This window comes from Pseudomonas syringae group sp. J254-4 (genome assembly GCF_032586855.1).
GTDB classification, from domain to species: domain Bacteria; phylum Pseudomonadota; class Gammaproteobacteria; order Pseudomonadales; family Pseudomonadaceae; genus Aquipseudomonas; species Aquipseudomonas amygdali.
Window position 1 is genome coordinate 13,170 of record NZ_JAWHOO010000005.1, and the last position, 16,187, is coordinate 29,356.

15 protein-coding genes, 1 tRNA gene and 2 pseudogenes are annotated in these 16,187 nt (G+C 50.8%); 12 read left to right on the forward strand and 6 right to left on the reverse strand.

Features of this window, described 5'->3' with window-relative positions:
- Positions 1-267: 267 nt before the first annotated feature.
- The 3 genes from RYB09_RS08185 to RYB09_RS08195 are packed head-to-tail and all read left to right on the forward strand — an operon-like array spanning position 268 to position 2,001.
- On the forward strand, positions 268-762 hold the full coding sequence (locus RYB09_RS08185) for an Hcp family type VI secretion system effector (RefSeq protein WP_010408113.1): 495 nt from the start codon (positions 268-270) through the stop codon (positions 760-762).
- A gap of 11 nt (positions 763-773) precedes the next feature.
- Entirely contained in the window at positions 774-1,619 is an 846-nt protein-coding gene (locus tag RYB09_RS08190; RefSeq protein ID WP_058409803.1) for an RNase A-like domain-containing protein, read from the forward strand.
- A gap of 22 nt (positions 1,620-1,641) precedes the next feature.
- A complete protein-coding gene (locus tag RYB09_RS08195) occupies positions 1,642-2,001 on the forward strand; it encodes a hypothetical protein (protein ID WP_316887881.1) in 360 nt (119 codons plus the stop codon).
- Between the two features lie 222 nt (positions 2,002-2,223).
- Here RYB09_RS08195 and RYB09_RS08200 read toward each other — a convergent pair whose 3' ends face one another.
- From RYB09_RS08200 to RYB09_RS08210, 3 genes are all read right to left on the reverse strand, one after another.
- Positions 2,224-2,988, reverse strand: a complete 765-nt coding sequence (locus RYB09_RS08200; RefSeq protein ID WP_316887883.1) for a hypothetical protein — start codon at positions 2,986-2,988, stop codon at positions 2,224-2,226.
- Between the two features lie 157 nt (positions 2,989-3,145).
- The gene (locus RYB09_RS08205; RefSeq protein WP_316887885.1) at positions 3,146-3,481 is read right to left on the reverse strand and encodes a hypothetical protein; all 336 of its coding nucleotides are present in this window, start codon (positions 3,479-3,481) and stop codon (positions 3,146-3,148) included.
- A gap of 197 nt (positions 3,482-3,678) precedes the next feature.
- Complete coding sequence (locus RYB09_RS08210) at positions 3,679-4,161, reverse strand: hypothetical protein (protein ID WP_316887887.1); 483 nt, start codon at positions 4,159-4,161, stop codon at positions 3,679-3,681.
- A gap of 685 nt (positions 4,162-4,846) precedes the next feature.
- Here RYB09_RS08210 and RYB09_RS08215 point away from each other — a divergent pair.
- Genes RYB09_RS08215 through RYB09_RS08230 form a run of 4 tightly spaced genes read left to right on the forward strand, consistent with a single transcriptional unit; the run spans position 4,847 to position 10,026 of the window.
- Complete coding sequence (locus RYB09_RS08215; RefSeq protein ID WP_316887889.1) at positions 4,847-7,381, forward strand: ATP-binding protein; 2,535 nt, start codon at positions 4,847-4,849, stop codon at positions 7,379-7,381.
- Positions 7,378-8,010, forward strand: coding sequence for a hypothetical protein (locus RYB09_RS08220; RefSeq protein ID WP_316887891.1), 633 nt, complete (start codon positions 7,378-7,380; stop codon positions 8,008-8,010). Before RYB09_RS08215 ends, RYB09_RS08220 begins: the two co-directional genes overlap by 4 nt.
- Positions 8,010-8,594 carry an HNH endonuclease gene (locus RYB09_RS08225; RefSeq protein WP_316887893.1) on the forward strand — a complete coding sequence of 195 codons (585 nt, stop codon included), beginning with the start codon at positions 8,010-8,012 and terminating at the stop codon, positions 8,592-8,594. Before RYB09_RS08220 ends, RYB09_RS08225 begins: the two co-directional genes overlap by 1 nt.
- Positions 8,587-10,026: an N-6 DNA methylase gene (locus RYB09_RS08230; protein WP_316887896.1), complete on the forward strand. Its 1,440-nt coding sequence runs from the start codon at positions 8,587-8,589 to the stop codon at positions 10,024-10,026. Before RYB09_RS08225 ends, RYB09_RS08230 begins: the two co-directional genes overlap by 8 nt.
- 96 nt (positions 10,027-10,122) lie before the next feature.
- Here RYB09_RS08230 and RYB09_RS08235 read toward each other — a convergent pair.
- Positions 10,123-10,447: pseudogene (locus tag RYB09_RS08235) on the reverse strand (histone-like nucleoid-structuring protein, MvaT/MvaU family).
- Positions 10,448-10,508: 61 nt separating this feature from the next.
- Here RYB09_RS08235 and RYB09_RS08240 point away from each other — a divergent pair.
- A complete protein-coding gene (locus RYB09_RS08240; RefSeq protein WP_316887897.1) occupies positions 10,509-10,826 on the forward strand; it encodes a hypothetical protein in 318 nt (105 codons plus the stop codon).
- Between the two features lie 169 nt (positions 10,827-10,995).
- Here the strand turns inward: RYB09_RS08240 and RYB09_RS08245 are convergent, their stop codons facing one another.
- Together RYB09_RS08245 and RYB09_RS08250 are read right to left on the reverse strand one after the other, a co-directional pair.
- Positions 10,996-11,175 carry a hypothetical protein gene (locus RYB09_RS08245; protein WP_316887899.1) on the reverse strand — a complete coding sequence of 60 codons (180 nt, stop codon included), beginning with the start codon at positions 11,173-11,175 and terminating at the stop codon, positions 10,996-10,998.
- Positions 11,176-11,215: 40 nt separating this feature from the next.
- Positions 11,216-11,292, reverse strand: a tRNA-Arg gene (locus RYB09_RS08250).
- A gap of 182 nt (positions 11,293-11,474) precedes the next feature.
- Between RYB09_RS08250 and RYB09_RS08255 the strand changes: the two genes are divergently transcribed.
- The 4 genes and pseudogenes from RYB09_RS08255 to gabT all read left to right on the forward strand — a co-directional run bounded on the left by RYB09_RS08255 (position 11,475) and on the right by gabT (position 16,099).
- Complete coding sequence (locus RYB09_RS08255) at positions 11,475-12,728, forward strand: FAD-dependent monooxygenase (RefSeq protein WP_410478298.1); 1,254 nt, start codon at positions 11,475-11,477, stop codon at positions 12,726-12,728.
- A gap of 45 nt (positions 12,729-12,773) precedes the next feature.
- A pseudogene (locus RYB09_RS27160) lies at positions 12,774-12,854 on the forward strand (LysE family translocator); the annotation flags it as partial.
- Between the two features lie 328 nt (positions 12,855-13,182).
- Positions 13,183-14,625 carry an NADP-dependent succinate-semialdehyde dehydrogenase gene (gene gabD, locus RYB09_RS08265; protein ID WP_316887901.1) on the forward strand — a complete coding sequence of 481 codons (1,443 nt, stop codon included), beginning with the start codon at positions 13,183-13,185 and terminating at the stop codon, positions 14,623-14,625.
- Positions 14,626-14,818: 193 nt separating this feature from the next.
- A complete protein-coding gene (gene gabT, locus RYB09_RS08270; RefSeq protein WP_005732800.1) occupies positions 14,819-16,099 on the forward strand; it encodes a 4-aminobutyrate--2-oxoglutarate transaminase in 1,281 nt (426 codons plus the stop codon).
- Positions 16,100-16,187: the final 88 nt, after the last annotated feature.

The following is a 16,187-nucleotide window of genomic DNA, read 5'->3' on the forward strand; positions in this document are numbered from 1 at the left end:
CGGGCTGCGGTGGCAGGTGTCTACTCGGTTGCACGACTTTTTTGTGTGCGGCACTGCAAGCTGTGATGGTGATGTTATGCGACGTTTTTCGCGAGCCGGCTTACCAAGGCAACGGTATTGGTCGGCGGATATTTTGGGGCCTGCACATTAGGTACGTAGACAGCTCGTAACGTGCAATCAGACCAGGCACACCCTAGGCTGGTAATCTGAGAGAGAATTCGGCTAATATTTTCTTTTTGATATGTTGAAAAGCAGGGAGCTAAGATTATGTCTTTTGATGCTTTTATGAAAGTTGATGGTGTTGAAGGCGAGTCTCTTGACGATGGACACAAAGGTTGGATAGAGCTGCTTTCTTATCACTACGACGCCATGCAGTCGATCAGTCAGACTGCCAGTTCCAGTGGCGGAGCGACCGCTGGAGGCGTTTCCCTCGGGGATTTTCAGATCAGCAAATATATAGACAGAGCCACCCCGAAATTATTTGAGCTTTGCTGCAGGGGCTCACACATCAAAAATGTGACCATCCGAATCCATAGGGCGGGAACTGAAAAATTCAAGTATCTGGACATAGTGCTTGAAGAGGTGCTGATTGCATTAGTCAGTGGGCAAGGTGCAGAACAGTCTGGCTTTCCCGTTGAAGTTGTGACCTTAAACTACGGTCGAATCAAATTTGAATACTCACAACAGCGACGTGCTGATGGTGGAAGTGCGGGTATCGTTTCTGGTGGTTGGGACAGGACCGCCAACAAGCCATTTGCGTAAGGAAACGCATTATGTCTGATGATGGAAGCTTTCGCGTCATCCTCAATTTTACACAAATGGCAGCGGTACTCTCTCATGAGTCTCTTACGCCTGCTGAAATTATGTCTAACCGTATATTTGGCAGCCTTCGACTTGTCGGCGGCATCATTGAGCTTGCTGGTTCAGGCGTTTTGTGTGCGTTACCTGATCCAACGATGATTTCAAAAGTCGGTTGTGTGGCAATGGGAGTGCATGCATCTGACCAGCTTTCAGCCGCGTCAACGCAGATTGTTACAGGAAAGCAAACCGATTCTTATGCATTTAAAGCAGGGATGACTGCGGCTGAGGCATTGGGGGCGTCTCGAGAAACCGGTCAGGTTATTGGTCTAGCTACTGAGTTCGTGGTTCCCCTGACTACTGCTTCTATGTACAACGCATTTCGAGTTTCCTCGGTACGCGCTGGTAGAATGACAGTTGATGTTAGTGAAAAGCCAAAAAATGTGCCAAGAAAAGATCCGGGTGGTCATACATGGAAGGATCACTTTCAAAAAGATATTCCCGGATTACAGCAACGCCTGAAAAAGGTAAGATCGGCGACTGTAATGTCTACGTTTGAAAGAGTAGATATTGCAGAGTGGGCGGTGAGCCAAACACTGAAAGCAAATCGCCTCAGAATTCTAATGTATTCCAAAACTCAATTTATTCGTAAGAGCAACCGACTAGTCTTAGATTTCGATGCTCAACAGGAGGTAGGGTGGGGCATATACCGTTCAGCGCCAAATACCCCCGTAACCATGACAAGGTTGAGGGTAATTATAGAGTTTGTTGAGTTTAATCACATGCCCAGATACATCCTTACTGCCTTTCCAATTCCTTGAGGTTTTTGCAATGCGCGGATATATGGAGTTGATAAGCTTTATGAAGGCGTTGAGTGATGGATTGCTCGATTATCTGCCTGAAGATCAAAGAGCTGGACAGCTTACCGTCGAAGAGGTAATCGGGCAATGGATGTCAAGCAAATCTTATTACTCTAGTCTCTCACTGCGAAAAGATATAGTTACTTATATAAGACTCCAGAAGTCCGGCGATTTTTCAGTTGATGAGATACTGTCATGGTATGACCTTTGCTTCATCCCTGAAAGATTTGGTGTTGAAGAGCATGTTTTTTTTAGCGGAATACTCAAGTCAATAGACTCGCATATTGAAAAGAAAAAGAAATCTTTTTTTGCTAAATATTTTAGTTGGGCAGGATGCAAGTAATTGCATATTAGCCCATTAAAAATTGCGTCGATAGAGCAGATGCTGCACGTTGCAGATTATCGTCTTGGTGGCTAATTTTTGATTTCATCAGGCGTCAGCGCCTCCTGAAGGCCCGGATGCAGCAGCCAAGAAGGCCACGAGCAGGAAAATCCCGGGTGTGGTGCTTCTGAAACACCACACTGATGTGCTGCATGCACGAATTCAGCGGAGCAACTATAAGCCCTACCGCCTCGCCAACAACCGCGCCAACACAGCCGTCACCACCACAGCCAGCAAAACGGCAGCCGCGATAGACACAAGCGCGCCCCATTGCAATATGGAATACCTGAGGGTCAGGTAGAAACTCACCACCCCGACAGCGCCAATGGCATTGCCTCGGACTATTGCCGCCAGTTCGTAACGCCCGCCTTGAACGTGGACAAACACTGCAAGCGGCCAGGCGATCACCGGGATCGGCGCCAGCAGCCCACTGACCAACGGCCCGAGCCAGGTGGCACTTGCGGTAATCGCCAGCAGCAGAAGGGTGGCGGTCAGCATTCGCATCGGAATGACCCAGCGCGGCAGTGCCACGTATGACGCTACGTCCGGCGGTGTCTGTTGCGAGGTGGCAACGATGATCAGCGCAACCATCAGCAGCGTGACAATGATCGACAGCGCCAGTAAGCCCGACAGGTTCACCGCAAAGGCCGTTGCGCCATACACAGCCAAGGCCAAGGTGCATCCCGTCACCGCTGAAACGCGTCGAGTGACCAGAAAATAAAACAGATAAGTCACCTGAATCGCCGCCAGCCCGGCCAGTGCGCCGGGAACCGCCATCGACGCGAATTGGGTGCCTTGCTCAAGACTGAGAAACAGCATGACCAGTGCCGAGGTCATCGGCAGACCAGAAAGAAGCCCCGCCACACCAGTGCCCCAGCGCCTGGCCGCCAACGAAATAGCCAGCATGAGCGCGGGGGTAATGAGTAACTTGAGGTAGAAGGCCGTCATGCAGAAAAACTTCACATCCGAAGGAGGGCTGAATGCTAAACCTTTTAGCGGTTGGCAACGATGCGTGTCTGCTCTTACTCCTCGCTCAACGGCGCATCCGCCAATAGCCAGAAACAGAAAAGCCCGGCGAACCGGGCTTTCTGAAGCAGAGCGGTGCTTATTTAGCCGTTTTCAGCTTGATCACGTCACCAGAAACGGTAGTGGTGTAGCCGTTCAGGACCCAGGCCCAGAACCACTTCTCCTGCACTTGGGTATTGATCAGCGCATCGCCACCCTTGGCCTGAATGGCGCTGTTCTGCGCACGAACGAAACGGTCGTTCTGACGAATCGGGATCAGACCGAACAGCATCAGGCCGGTGGCGCTTGCTTCACTGTGACCTACGACGGTGTATTGGCTGCTGTCGTATTGCGGGGTTTTCATAGGGGTGCCGGTGCAACCCGCCAGAACCAGACTACATACTGCTGCGGCTACGACTTTGCTAAATGACTTCAAGGTGAAACTCCATGAGAAAACCCGGATCCACGTCTCGGGCGGCGGTACTTTACTCGCCGAGTTCATGCTTGAGGTAATTTTTTGAAATTGCCTCACAGCGCGCTCACGACCGAGCATCCGCCAATCCCGAGAGTGGCTGTTTTCCAGTTGTAGCGGGGCGCTCCACCTCCAAGATATTCAGCACGCCTGCAAAAGTATTAACGCAGCAGGCGGAAGGTTTCACGAACATGCTCGGTGAGCGTTGTCGGGTTTTCCATGGCCGTGAAGTGGCCGCCGTGCTCGGCTTCCGCGAAGAACCGCAGGTCGTCGAAACGCGCCTGCGCCCAGCGCCGTGACAGGCGCAGCGGCTCGCCCGGAAACATGCTTACGCCCGCAGAGATAGGAATCGCTGGGGCAGGGCCTTGCTGTTGCATTTCGCGCATACCTTCCCAATAGAAACGCACCGAGCTGGGACCGGAACTCGGCAACCAGTACAGCATGATGTCGTCGATCAGCGCATCGAGCTCGATTACCCGCTCAGGCTCGCCGCCACTGTCGGAGGCATCCTGAAACAGTGCATACACCCACGCCGCCAGGCCAACGGGCGAATCCGCCAGGGCGAATCCTACTGACTGCGGCCGGGTGCTGTGCACTTTCATGTAACCGGAAAGCTCTCGGTCGTAGCGCTGCGCGTCGGCCAAAATACGTTGTTCTTAAGGGGTGTCGCCCATGATCAAGACCTGACCCTACGGGATTACCAAGCGCGTCATTGCTGCGGCTAAGCGGCTATGGTCGGCAGTGGCGGGATGCAGTTGAACTCATGTGAACCCAAGAGGCGTCTGACGCAGATCGACATCGCCAACTGCATGGAGAACGCTCCAGCAGCCTAAAAGCTAATTTCCGGATTGCGGCCTAACGTCGTTGATCCTTCGCTTGGGTCGGTTGAGTTCCCCGATCAGCGCTCATTGAGGTGCTCGCCTTGCTACTGGTGGAGTGCTGCCAGACTGATAGCGGAATAGCCGTCATCTGGGTTTCTCAAATCCAAGGTACAAGCCCCGGCGTCCCGTATTCTGCGATAACCTCACCACGACGGCCTAAAAGCATGGGTTTGGGAATGGGGGCCCAAAAAAACGGATCGTTGAATCTCGGCAGACGCTATGATTGCTCCAAACTCATTGGTTATCGGCGCATGCCAGCAGTAGGAAACCGACCCAATCTGTGGTTCGGGGAAAGGAGTTAAGCTCCATCAATGGTGGGGAGGCATTTGAACGTGAGACGATTTGCTGGGGTTAGGAGGCCGATGCGTTACAGCACTATGAATCGAACGCACGTCAGGGATAGTCACAGGTATGGCACAGCAAAGTAGGTGCATTTAAGGAGGGGATTATGAAAGCTATACCATTCAATGTTTCCGCCAGAACCGCAAGACTAATCGGCAGGGAAAACGTTTCATCTGCCGAAGGCGCGCTGATTGAGCTAGTAAAGAATAGTTATGATGCTGATGCATCATTTTGTATTGTCTATTTTGATGATGAGTTTGTTGAATTTCCAGATACATTAAATGCTCTCGAGTATGAGAAATTTAAGAAGGTACTTGGTGGACTAGAGCTGCAAGATGTTCTTTGTTTCTACTTACTTGATATGTTTAGTGAGTCTTATGTCTTTTCAAGGATGTCTTATGAAAAGGCTTACACTGCTGACCAGAGAAAAATAATAGAAAAAACCCTATCCGAAAGCGGTACGGTTTATATCCTTGATGATGGTGATGGGATGACCGAGGATATAATTGAAAAAGCCTGGATGACAATTGGTACCGATAATAAGAATTATGATTTTGTATCTGTTAATACCGGTCGTGTGAAGTCTGGAGCTAAAGGCATTGGTCGTTTCGCCTTGGATCGATTAGGAGAAAAGTGTGAATTATTAACAAAAACAAAGAATTCGGAAAAATGCCTTTTTTGGAAGGTTAACTGGAACGATTTCGATCAGCAAGGATTGACTATCGACGGAGTTAATGCAACTCTAGGTTTCGTAGGTCGGTCTTTACAACTCAACTTTTCAGATGCGCTTGGTGAGAACTTAGCGCAGTCTCATGACATTCTAAATTTAGTGCAAGGCAGCCAAATTAAAATTTCCCGTACTAGGGACTGCTGGAAAAAATCCAATGTTGAAAAAATATTTTTGGAGCTCGCATCGTTAGTGCCTCCAGCAGAGGCTGGAGGGTTTAATGTTTATGTATATAGTAAAAGGCATAATTCGGAATTTGGTCAGGTATTGCCAAGTATCTGTGATGACTTTGACTATAAGCTTTCAGCTCACATGGATGATGAAGGGCTAATTAGTTTCGAAGCGACTCGACAAGAATTAGATGTGCACCGCCTTAATGAAGACCTTCTTTCTAGAGCGTTCTTTAAGAACCCTGCGTATATGAAAACTAGGTTGTTTGGAGAGTCGGTAAAATATGCGAAGTCCCTTTATCAGCTTATTCCTGGCCTCAAGGAAAGCAACGAGAACGCGCATAAGCTTATTGGTAGGTTTGATTTTACCCTATACTTTTTGAAGCGAGTAAGTGACAAAAAAGACATTGAAATATTTTTGCACCGCTCTTATAATAGTGATTCTCGCAAAAGATGGCTCGAGCATAATAATGGTGTTCGTATATATCGAGATAATTTCAGGGTACGGCCTTATGGGGAAATTGGTAAAGCATCTTGGGATTGGTTGGGATTAGGTCGGAGACAAGCTGAGGATCCGTCGGCGCTTCGATCGGGTCGCTGGCGAGTAGCCCCTCATAACATGTCAGGTATTATTAATATCTCTAGGCTGAATAACATTGGCTTGGAGGATAAGTCGAGTCGAGAAGGCATACAAGAGAATGAGGCATTTAGTCTTTTCAAGTCAATAATTGAAGCTATTATTAAAGAGTTCGAGCAAGACCGAAGCTCATTGTATAAGGAGATATATTCTTTTTATAATGATAAAAAGAAAACCCCTTCAGATGAAGAGCTTAATCCAAAGCAAGAGGAAGATGCGGAAAAATTAGCTCAGAAGATATTCGACAATATCAAAAAAGAACATGCTGAAGTTAAGGATGATTCTGAAAAGCTTGCACTGGCACTACTCAAGGAAAAGGCTCGAACTCGAGAGATTGATGACCGGCTAGAAGATATGAAGAAGGAAAACTCTCTATTGAGAGTCTTCGCTTCAAGCGGAATTACGATTGCATCCTTTACTCATGAGCTGGATAGCTTGAACTCAAAACTGGGTAATCGGTTTGATCAGTTAGAGAGCCTAATTCATGGTTATGCTGATTTAAGTTTAGATGCTAGAGCATTGATTCAAGATTTTAAGAATCCATTCAAAAGAATAGAAATGCTCAGACGCGACGATGAGCGAGTTAAAAATTGGATAAAGTACTCCCTGAGAACTATCAGAAAGGATAAGCGAAAAAGAGTAAAAATTAATATAAAGACCTATCTTGAAAATTTGCGTGATGAGTGGATGGGCACGCTTTCAGAGCGCCATGTTTCTGTGCGCGTAGAAGTCGATGATTCATCACTTTACCTGAAGGCTTATGAGATAGACTTGGATTGCATATTTAATAATTTAATTATCAATTCGGCGGACGCTTTTAAACGCCCCGGGTTTTCTGGCGGGCGTGGAATCACAATCGGTTCCAGAGGGTTAAGCGGGAAAATAATCTTCGAGTATAAAGACACTGGCCCTGGTCTTTCTCAAGACATCCAGAATCCACTAGATATTTTTCGACCGACTTTCACTACGAAGACAAATAGTCTGGGCGAAGAAGTCGGCACTGGACTCGGGATGTGGCTTGTTCAGAAAACAATTGAAGAATATGGTGGTACAGCCCAGCTCGGGCGAGGGAGTGGTTTTAGCATAGCAATGGAGTTGAATGGATGAATAAGGGTCGGGTGGTTTATATTGATGAAGATCCTGATGATATTGTTTATTTTCAGGAATTTATGGATGGTCATTTCTCCTTAGAAGTTTTCCAAATCGTCAATGATTCAGATTTGAATGACGTAGTCGACGAGATAATGAATTCACCTCCAGATGCTCTAGTGACAGATTTTATGTTGAACGAGAAGGCAACTGTCGGTTTTAATGGGCAGGCTTTAATAGAGCTGGTACAAGAGCGTAACAAACACATCCCCTGCTTTTTGCTGACATCTCACGCTCCAGATGCACTAGAGGCTACACATGATGCTCGCTTAGTTCAAGCTAAAGCGGTAATGATGAAAGATGATCTAAAATCCTTGTTCAGAGCCCAGATAGCTAAAGTTATTGAAGATCACAGAGTTCGACTCAATAGTTCTGAAGAAGAGTTTGAAGCTCTGCTTGCGCTGCCACGTGAAGGGCTCACAGCCCAACAGAGACAGAGAATTATTGAGCTGGATAGCTATCTTGAAGAGCATGGCCTTTCAGGCTCGATGCTCCCTAATGAACTAAAGGAAGATCGTAGTTTAGAGCTGTTGACCCAATTGGTTTGCCAAGTTGATATATTGCTGAAACGCGGGGGAGGGGCGTAATGTACCCAATTCATACCTGTCGCCCGGAACGTCGCGCCGCTGTTGAGCAGAAGACTCGATACTCACTATACAAATTAGAGCTGCGAGAAGATTTTATCTCAAAGTGCGGTTATTGCGACACTCCCGATTACTATTCGGGAGGGAAGCGGGGTTTTCACATCGACCACTTTGCTCCAAAGTCAAAATTTCATGCACTTAAAAATGAATATAGTAATTTAGTTTATTGCTGCCCTACATGTAATATTGGGAAAAGTGACGATTGGCCAGGAGAAAGCTCAGATACTTCATATATTGGTGAGGTCGGATATGTTGACCCGTGCCATCCGGATTATCACAATCACCTCGCTAGAGGCGGAGATGGCGCAATCCTACCGTTGACCCCTTTGGGAGCATATATACACAAGAAGCTTAAATTTAGTTTGCGGAGACGACAGATCTGTTGGCTCATGGAACGTATGGAGCATCAGTTGATTGAACTCGCCAAAATTGCTGCTAAGTCGGAAGGAGAGAGTCAGGAGGTCAAGGCACTTTGTGAGCTAACACTTAAGTATTTTGAATATGCGGGAATGTTGAAGCGTGAGTAATGCTTTTTTAGAAAAAATCGAAAGGTCTCGAGTCTCGACCACAAACGAGATCGCGGCTGAAAAGAAGAAACTGGCAGAGCAATATTTTACTCCAGCTAGAGTCTCAGGAATTATGGCTGACATGTTTCGAGCTCGTCCTGGCCAAACAGTTTCTGTTTTGGACCCTTGTTGTGGGGTCGGAAACTTGTCTGCTGCTGTTTTAACCCGTGCTGAAAGAGAACAGGAGCGTGCAGTAATAACGTTGATAGAAAAGGACAGCTTCTTAGCCGAATTAGCAGAAGATAACTTTTATGGCATCGTTGACGCTAACGTAATTAATTCGGATTTCTTTGACTGTTTTCCGACGCTTCCTAGTTTTGATCGGATTGTCCTTAACCCTCCATATTCAAAAATTCTCGCAGGCACTGATGCTGCTAAATACTGTGTTAGTTATCTTGGATACAAAGAGGCAAATATTTATTCCGCATTTGTGGCTTGTTGCTTAAGGCTGCTTTCTGACGATGGCGAATTAGTCGCGATTATTCCTAGGAGTTTTTGTAATGGCCCATTGTTCAAACGATTTAGAAATAATATTTTGGAAGGATTTTGTTTAAATGAGATGTATCTTTTTGAGTCGAGAAAGATATTCTGGGATTCAAGCGTTTTGCAAGAGGTTTTGATTCTTAAAATCTCAAGAAAAAGTAATGAGCTCGTTCGTATTTCTCATGAAAAAAACAATGGCGAAATTTTCAGCAAAGAAATATGTCGAGATAAAGTTTATTTTAAAGGGGATATGCAGAAGTTTATTCATATCCCTCTGGCCGCAGGTGATGATGAGCTTCTTAATAAAATTTCTAGATTTGGTAATACTCTTCTTACTTTAGGGTTGCGAGCGTCTACGGGTAAGGTTGTAGATTTTAGATGTGGCGATTGGTTGTTGGAGAGGAAAAGTAAAAGTTCGTCATTTCTTTTGTATCAAGATAGCGTTAGGGTTGATGCGACCATTGCTTTTGGGCGCGGAACTACTGGGAAGCCTCGGCACATAAAAACATGTAAAGAGTCAATGTCTGTTTTGATCCCTAGGAAAAACTATTTATTGGTGAGACGAATATCTTTTAAGGAGTCATCTACAAGGATTGTAGCCGCTCCGCTTTTAGAAGAGTCTTATGTCGGTGAATATTTAGGTGTGGAGAATCATTTAAATTACATTTGGGGTGAGACGATAACACTCAGCAGTAATGCCTGTATCGCGCTTTTTGCATATCTGTCTACTAAAACTATAGATTCATATATTCGAAGATTTTCTGGGCATACTCAGATTAATGCTACCGACTTGAACTCAATCCCCATTCCAGAGCTTGCGGAGTTAGAATTTTTTGGGGCGCGTAATGAAACTATGTCTATGAGTGAGCTTATCGTTTGTGCGGAGAAAGTTTTCTTTTGTGATGCATAGTAATTTTTATGATTGCTTTGGCGATTTAATTAAAATGGTTACGCAGTCTGAGCCTTTATAAAAAGAGACATCTTAAAGTCTTCTATGCGTTCCTGCTTACTTGGCGGGCCTGTTTTCAACTTCGTCGACGCGGTGCTTGGTTTTCCACTCCTTCAACGTCTTGTGATTACCGCCTTTGGTTTCAATACCTTCACCGATGCGTGCGGTTTTATAGGTCTTCAGCTGGCTTGGTCTGCGAGTGCCGGTCGCTTGGCGGCGTGAGCTGCTTTGTGGGTCGATCACATTAATGATGTGTTTGAGGCTGAAACCATCTTGAACCAGCTGCGCACGCAGCTTTGTCTAAAACTCGATTTCTTTTTTCAGCGCGCCGTCACTTTTTAGAGCTTCCAACGCCTGAAGCTGCTCGTCCAGGTGTTTCCAGCCGGTTGTATGCTGCAAGTTTTCACATTAGCATGCCTTATGTGTGTTTTGAAGATATCTATATGAGCAGTATTAAAGCCAATAAGATTATTATTGTTGGCCTTTCAACTTACTTCTACGTAGCTCATTTCACTCTTGATCAGTTTGATGGTGAGTGCCTGAACCATCGTGGTCTTTCCGGTTTTGATCTCGACAATCCTCAGCAAAGCGGTCAAGTGCTCCTTGGATGCTTTCAAGGTGTCGCTCCAGCGCGCGCAGCCTTGGATTCGATTGATCATGGTTTTCGCCCCGATATAGCTATTAACAGCCCGCGTGCTCAGGCTGTTTCAGGTGGCTCAGTGCGTTACAGCGAGAGTATGTCTTCTTCGGTGAGCGTCTAAAGAGCGGTCAGCGAGTTTACGACTACCCACGTGTCGAATACTTCAACCTCTTTAGGCAGCACCAGCCTTCTAAGGCTTAGTTGATCGTCACCCAGCAAACATCGGGTAGCCCACAGGCTGGCGCCCATATCCATTAGTGCTTGAGCCTTTTCGCTCCGCTGCTCTTCCATTACTTTTCGGCCAGCAGCAAGGCCGTTCTTTGGATGCGTACCTTGATGCCCGCTTTCAGTTCTCTGTTCGCTTGGGCCATCTTCTCGCAGATCACGTACGGAGAGCACATAACGATCTCATCCAGCACCAAAAACCAAAAACAAAAAAGCCCGCACAAGGCGGGCTTCGGGCATTTCATAGACTGTCCACAACTCAAGACACATCCAGACTGCAAAAGATGGCGCACCAGGCGGGATTCGAACCCACGACCCCTGCCTTCGGAGGGCAGTACTCTATCCAGCTGAGCTACTGGTGCGACGCGGGCGCCATGATACTCACATGGGTACGGGGCGTCCAGTTGCGGGCGGCCTGCAACGCAAATCATCCCGCGCACCCGGCAGACGGACGCCAGCAAGCCTTTCATCACCCCACACCCACTGACGCCCACAAAGGGCCATCCCACCGCTACCGGCACAACCGCCAGCTGGTGCATGATGCATCGCAATCACCCAGCCAGATCGTTCTCACCGAGGGCATTTTATCAATCAGTTCAAAAGCATCGAGCGCAGCCCGTGCCGCGTTCTTATTACCGGGGCCAGTATCGCGGGGTGTGCCGCGGCCTGGTGGCTGACGCAGCGCGATTGCGATGTCACGGTTGTCGAGCAGGCGCCTGCCTTTCGCGATGGCGGGCAGAATGTGGATGTGCGGGGGGCCGCTCGGGAGGTCTTGCGCTTGATGGGGCTTGAGCAGGCGGTGAAGGATCTCAACACCGGCGAGACGGGGCTTGCGTGGGTCGATGAGGATAACCGCACGGCGGCGCAAATTGATCTGTCCGGTCTGGAGGTCGATGGTCCGACGGCTGAGCTTGAGGTGTTGCGCGGGGATCTTGCGCGCCTGCTTTATGAGGCGTCGTCTGCTGATGCGTTCTATCGCTTTGGTGATCGTATTGTGTCGGTCGAGCATGATGCTGAGGGCGTATCTGTCACGTTCGAGAGCGGTGGCGAGGAGCGTTTTGATCTGTTGATCATTGCTGAAGGTGTCGGTTCGCGCACGCGGGAGCTGGTGTTCCCCGGCGAGAATCAGCCGCGCAGGATGGACTTGGCCAGCGCGTTCTTCACTGTGCCCCGCGCGCCGACTGATAGCCAGACGGCGCGTTGGTATAACGCGGTGGGCGGGCGCAGTGCGGGCGTTCGTCCGGATAATCGAGGTACGACGCGTGCGTTCTTTAATGTGCATGGCCGAAGCCACCTTGCGGTAGGCAACAGTGTTGCCGAGCAGAAGGCGTTTCTCCGGGCGTCGTTTGCAGGCGCGGGATGGGAGGTGCCTCGCCTGCTGGAGGGGATGGAGGCGGCGGAGGATTTCTGGTTCGATGATTTGCGCCAGGTGAAGATGGATCGCTGGTCGAATGGCCCTGTGGTGTTGCTGGGCGATGCGGCCTGGTGTGTCACGCCACTGGGTGGGGTCGGTGCTTCGCTGGCGCTGATTGGTGCGTATGTGTTGGCGGGCGAACTCACCAGAACCGACACCATTGCAGGGGCCCTTGCTGCGTACGAATATGTGCTGCGGCCTGTGGTGAAAAAGTCGCAGAATGTGCCGAAGCTTGTGCCGCGTCTGGTTCATCCTCGCAGTCGCACAGGGGTGAAGGTCCTTCGCGCCGTGCAGCGTTTGGTCGCAACCCCCTTCATCAGCAAGCGTGCTGCCAAGGCGCTGACCCCGGCGATTCAGTCCTTCACGCTTCCGGATTATCGATAGCGCTAAAGGCGTGCGTTAAAAGCTGCGCCGGGCCCTGCGGTGGTCATGGCGCTGTCGAACTCGATCAGCCACGGCCCGGCCAGGACGATGATCGGGTCGTTCGGCAATGCCTTGAGGTTGATCGTGACCTTCGCCGGTTACTCCGTGGTCACTCACGGCTTTTATGCGCCGCATGATCACACTGCGGCTGCCTTGCGTTCAGGTTCGGCGCTGATCAGAAAACCACACAACTCCCTACGCCCGTTCTTTTTTTCGAACGGGCTATTGTCCTTTCCCCCCGCAATGCCTAGGATTCGTTTGAGATTTCAAACGCTCTTGTTCGGTCTTCCTGCCTTCATGCGTTGCGCAGCGCTGGAACCCGATGGAATGTTTTCCTGACGATGGCTTCCAAATGGGGTGCATCGATATCAATTGTTCGCGTCGCCTCTCGGGCGATGCTGTTTAGGAGGCCGACATGCAGCTCAAAGATTCCACACTGTTCCGCCAGCAAGCCTACATCAATGGCCAGTGGCTGGACGCGGACGGTGGTCAGTCGATCAAGGTCAACAACCCTGCCAACAACGAGATCCTCGGCACTGTGCCAAAAATGGGCGCAGCCGAGACGCGTCGGGCGATTGAGGCGGCTGACAAGGCGCTGCCAGCCTGGCGTGCACTGACCGCCAAAGAGCGCGGCAACAAGCTGCGCCGCTGGTTCGAGCTGATGATCGAGAACCAGGACGATCTGGGTCTGCTGATGACGCTGGAGCAGGGCAAGCCACTGGCCGAAGCCAAGGGCGAGATCACCTACGCCGCATCGTTCATCGAGTGGTTCGCCGAAGAAGCCAAGCGCGTCTATGGCGATGTGATCCCTGGTCACCAGCCGGACAAGCGCCTGATCGTGCTCAAGCAGCCGATTGGTGTGACGGCGGCGATCACCCCGTGGAACTTCCCGGCGGCAATGATCACCCGTAAGGCCGGTCCGGCACTGGCGGCGGGCTGCACCATGGTGCTCAAGCCTGCTTCGCAAACGCCTTTTTCTGCACTGGCGCTGGCTGAGCTGGCCGAACGTGCGGGTATCCCGGCTGGTGTGTTCAGCGTGGTGACCGGCAGCGCAGGCGACATCGGTGCCGAGCTGACCGGCAACCCGATCGTGCGCAAACTGTCCTTCACCGGCTCGACCGACATTGGTCGCCAGCTGATGGCCGAGTGCGCCAAGGACATCAAGAAGGTTTCCCTGGAACTGGGCGGTAACGCGCCTTTCATCGTGTTCGACGATGCCGACCTCGATAAGGCGGTCGAAGGCGCGATGATATCCAAGTACCGCAACAACGGCCAGACCTGCGTGTGCGCCAACCGCATCTACGTGCAAGACGCGGTGTATGACGCGTTCGCCGAGAAGCTCAAGGTAGCGGTCGGCAAGCTGAAAATCGGTAACGGCCTGGAAGACGGCGTCACCACCGGCCCGTTGATCGACGACAAGGCCGTGGCCAAGGTCAAGGAACACATCGCTGACGCGGTCAGCAAAGGCGCAACCGTGCTGACTGGCGGCAACAGCTTGGAAGGCTCGTTCTTCGAACCGACTATTCTGGTCAATGTGTCGAAAGATGCCGCCGTGGCCCGGGAAGAAACCTTTGGTCCGCTGGCCCCGCTGTTCCGCTTCAAGGACGAGGCTGAAGTGATCGCGATGGCCAACGACACCGAGTTTGGTCTGGCGTCGTACTTCTATGCGCAGAACATGAGCCGTGTGTTCCGTGTTGCCGAAGCGCTGGAATATGGCATGGTAGGTATCAACACCGGCCTGATCTCCAACGAACTGGCGCCGTTTGGTGGTATCAAGTCGTCCGGCCTGGGCCGTGAAGGCTCCAAGTACGGCATCGAAGATTATCTGGAAATCAAATACCTCTGCATGTCGGTTTGATTTACTCGGTCTGACTGACGTTGAGGTATTGCAGCCGATGATGCGCGAGAGCGACGTGTCATCGGCTTTTGTTGCACCGCAGTTTCCTGGTGGCCTGAAGGCTGCAGCAGTCGATCATCGTATGCTGCCGCAGTTGATCCGGTCCGCTTGATCCTTGACCCACGCCGACCGATGAGCGGCGAATGAGGAATACATGAGCAAGACTAACGAATCCCTGATGCAACGCCGCCATGCTGCCGTCCCGCGTGGCGTTGGTCAGATCCACCCGATCTTCGCTGCTTCGGCGAAGAACGCGACCGTTACCGACGTGGAAGGTCGTGAATTCATTGACTTCGCGGGCGGCATTGCCGTTCTGAATACCGGTCACCTGCACCCGAAGATCATCGCCGCTGTGCAAGAGCAGCTGACCAAGCTGAGCCATACCTGCTTCCAGGTGCTGGCCTACGAGCCTTACGTCGAGCTGTGCGAGAAGATCAACGCCAAAGTGCCGGGTGATTTCGACAAGAAAACCCTGCTGGTGACCACCGGTTCCGAAGCGGTGGAAAACGCCGTGAAGATCGCGCGCGCTGCCACTGGCCGTGCGGGTGTTATCGCCTTCACCGGCGCTTACCACGGTCGCACCATGATGACTCTGGGCCTGACCGGCAAGGTTGTGCCTTACTCGGCGGGCATGGGCCTGATGCCGGGCGGTATCTTCCGCGCGCTGTACCCTTGCGAGTTGCATGGCGTGAGCGTTGACGACTCCATCGCCAGCATCGAGCGCATCTTCAAGAACGACGCCGAGCCCAAGGACATCGCTGCGATCATCATCGAGCCGGTTCAGGGCGAAGGTGGTTTCTACGTGGCACCGAAAGCGTTCATGCTGCGTCTGCGCGAGCTGTGCGACAAGCACGGCATTCTGCTGATCGCAGACGAAGTGCAGACTGGCGCTGGCCGTACCGGCACGTTCTTCGCGATGGAGCAGATGGGCGTTGCGGCTGACCTGACCACCTTCGCCAAGTCCATCGCCGGTGGCTTCCCGCTGGCGGGCGTGTGCGGCAAGGCTGAATACATGGATGCCATCGCACCGGGCGGTCTGGGCGGCACTTATGCCGGTAGCCCGGTTGCTTGCGCTGCGGCGCTGGCGGTTCTGGATATCTTCGAAGAAGAGCACCTGCTGGACCGTTGCAAGGCAGTCGGCGAGCGTCTGGTGACTGCGCTCAAGGGCATTCAGGCCAAGTACCCGGTCATCGGCGAAGTGCGTGCGCTGGGCGCGATGATTGCCGTCGAGCTGTTCGAAGACGGCGATTCGCACAAGCCTAACGCTGCGGCAGTGGCGCAGGTGGTTGCCAAGGCGCGTGACAAGGGTCTGATCCTGCTGTCGTGCGGTACTTACGGCAACGTGTTGCGCGTACTGGTACCGTTGACCGCCGAAGACGAATTGCTGACCCGTGGGCTGGCCATTCTGGAAGAATGCTTCGCTGAAATCGCGTAAAAAGTGTGAAGTCGTAAATTGATTAATTTATGACCAAACAGACAAAAAAAGCCCGTTTCGACGGGTTTTTTTTGGTCTGGAGCAGGGT

Bases quoted from the DNA above. Each gene is read 5' to 3' on its own strand.
- RYB09_RS08185 (WP_010408113.1), top strand. From the start codon at position 268: ATGTCTTTTGATGCTTTTATGAAAGTTGATGGTGTTGAAGGCGAGTCT.
- RYB09_RS08190 (WP_058409803.1), top strand. From the start codon at position 774: ATGTCTGATGATGGAAGCTTTCGCGTCATCCTCAATTTTACACAAATG.
- RYB09_RS08195 (WP_316887881.1), top strand. From the start codon at position 1,642: ATGGAGTTGATAAGCTTTATGAAGGCGTTGAGTGATGGATTGCTCGAT.
- RYB09_RS08200 (WP_316887883.1), bottom strand. From the start codon at position 2,988: ATGACGGCCTTCTACCTCAAGTTACTCATTACCCCCGCGCTCATGCTG.
- RYB09_RS08215 (WP_316887889.1), top strand. From the start codon at position 4,847: ATGAAAGCTATACCATTCAATGTTTCCGCCAGAACCGCAAGACTAATC.
- RYB09_RS08220 (WP_316887891.1), top strand. From the start codon at position 7,378: ATGAATAAGGGTCGGGTGGTTTATATTGATGAAGATCCTGATGATATT.
- RYB09_RS08225 (WP_316887893.1), top strand. From the start codon at position 8,010: ATGTACCCAATTCATACCTGTCGCCCGGAACGTCGCGCCGCTGTTGAG.
- RYB09_RS08240 (WP_316887897.1), top strand. From the start codon at position 10,509: ATGAGCAGTATTAAAGCCAATAAGATTATTATTGTTGGCCTTTCAACT.
- RYB09_RS08245 (WP_316887899.1), bottom strand. From the start codon at position 11,175: ATGAAATGCCCGAAGCCCGCCTTGTGCGGGCTTTTTTGTTTTTGGTTT.
- gabD (WP_316887901.1), top strand. From the start codon at position 13,183: ATGCAGCTCAAAGATTCCACACTGTTCCGCCAGCAAGCCTACATCAAT.
- gabT (WP_005732800.1), top strand. From the start codon at position 14,819: ATGAGCAAGACTAACGAATCCCTGATGCAACGCCGCCATGCTGCCGTC.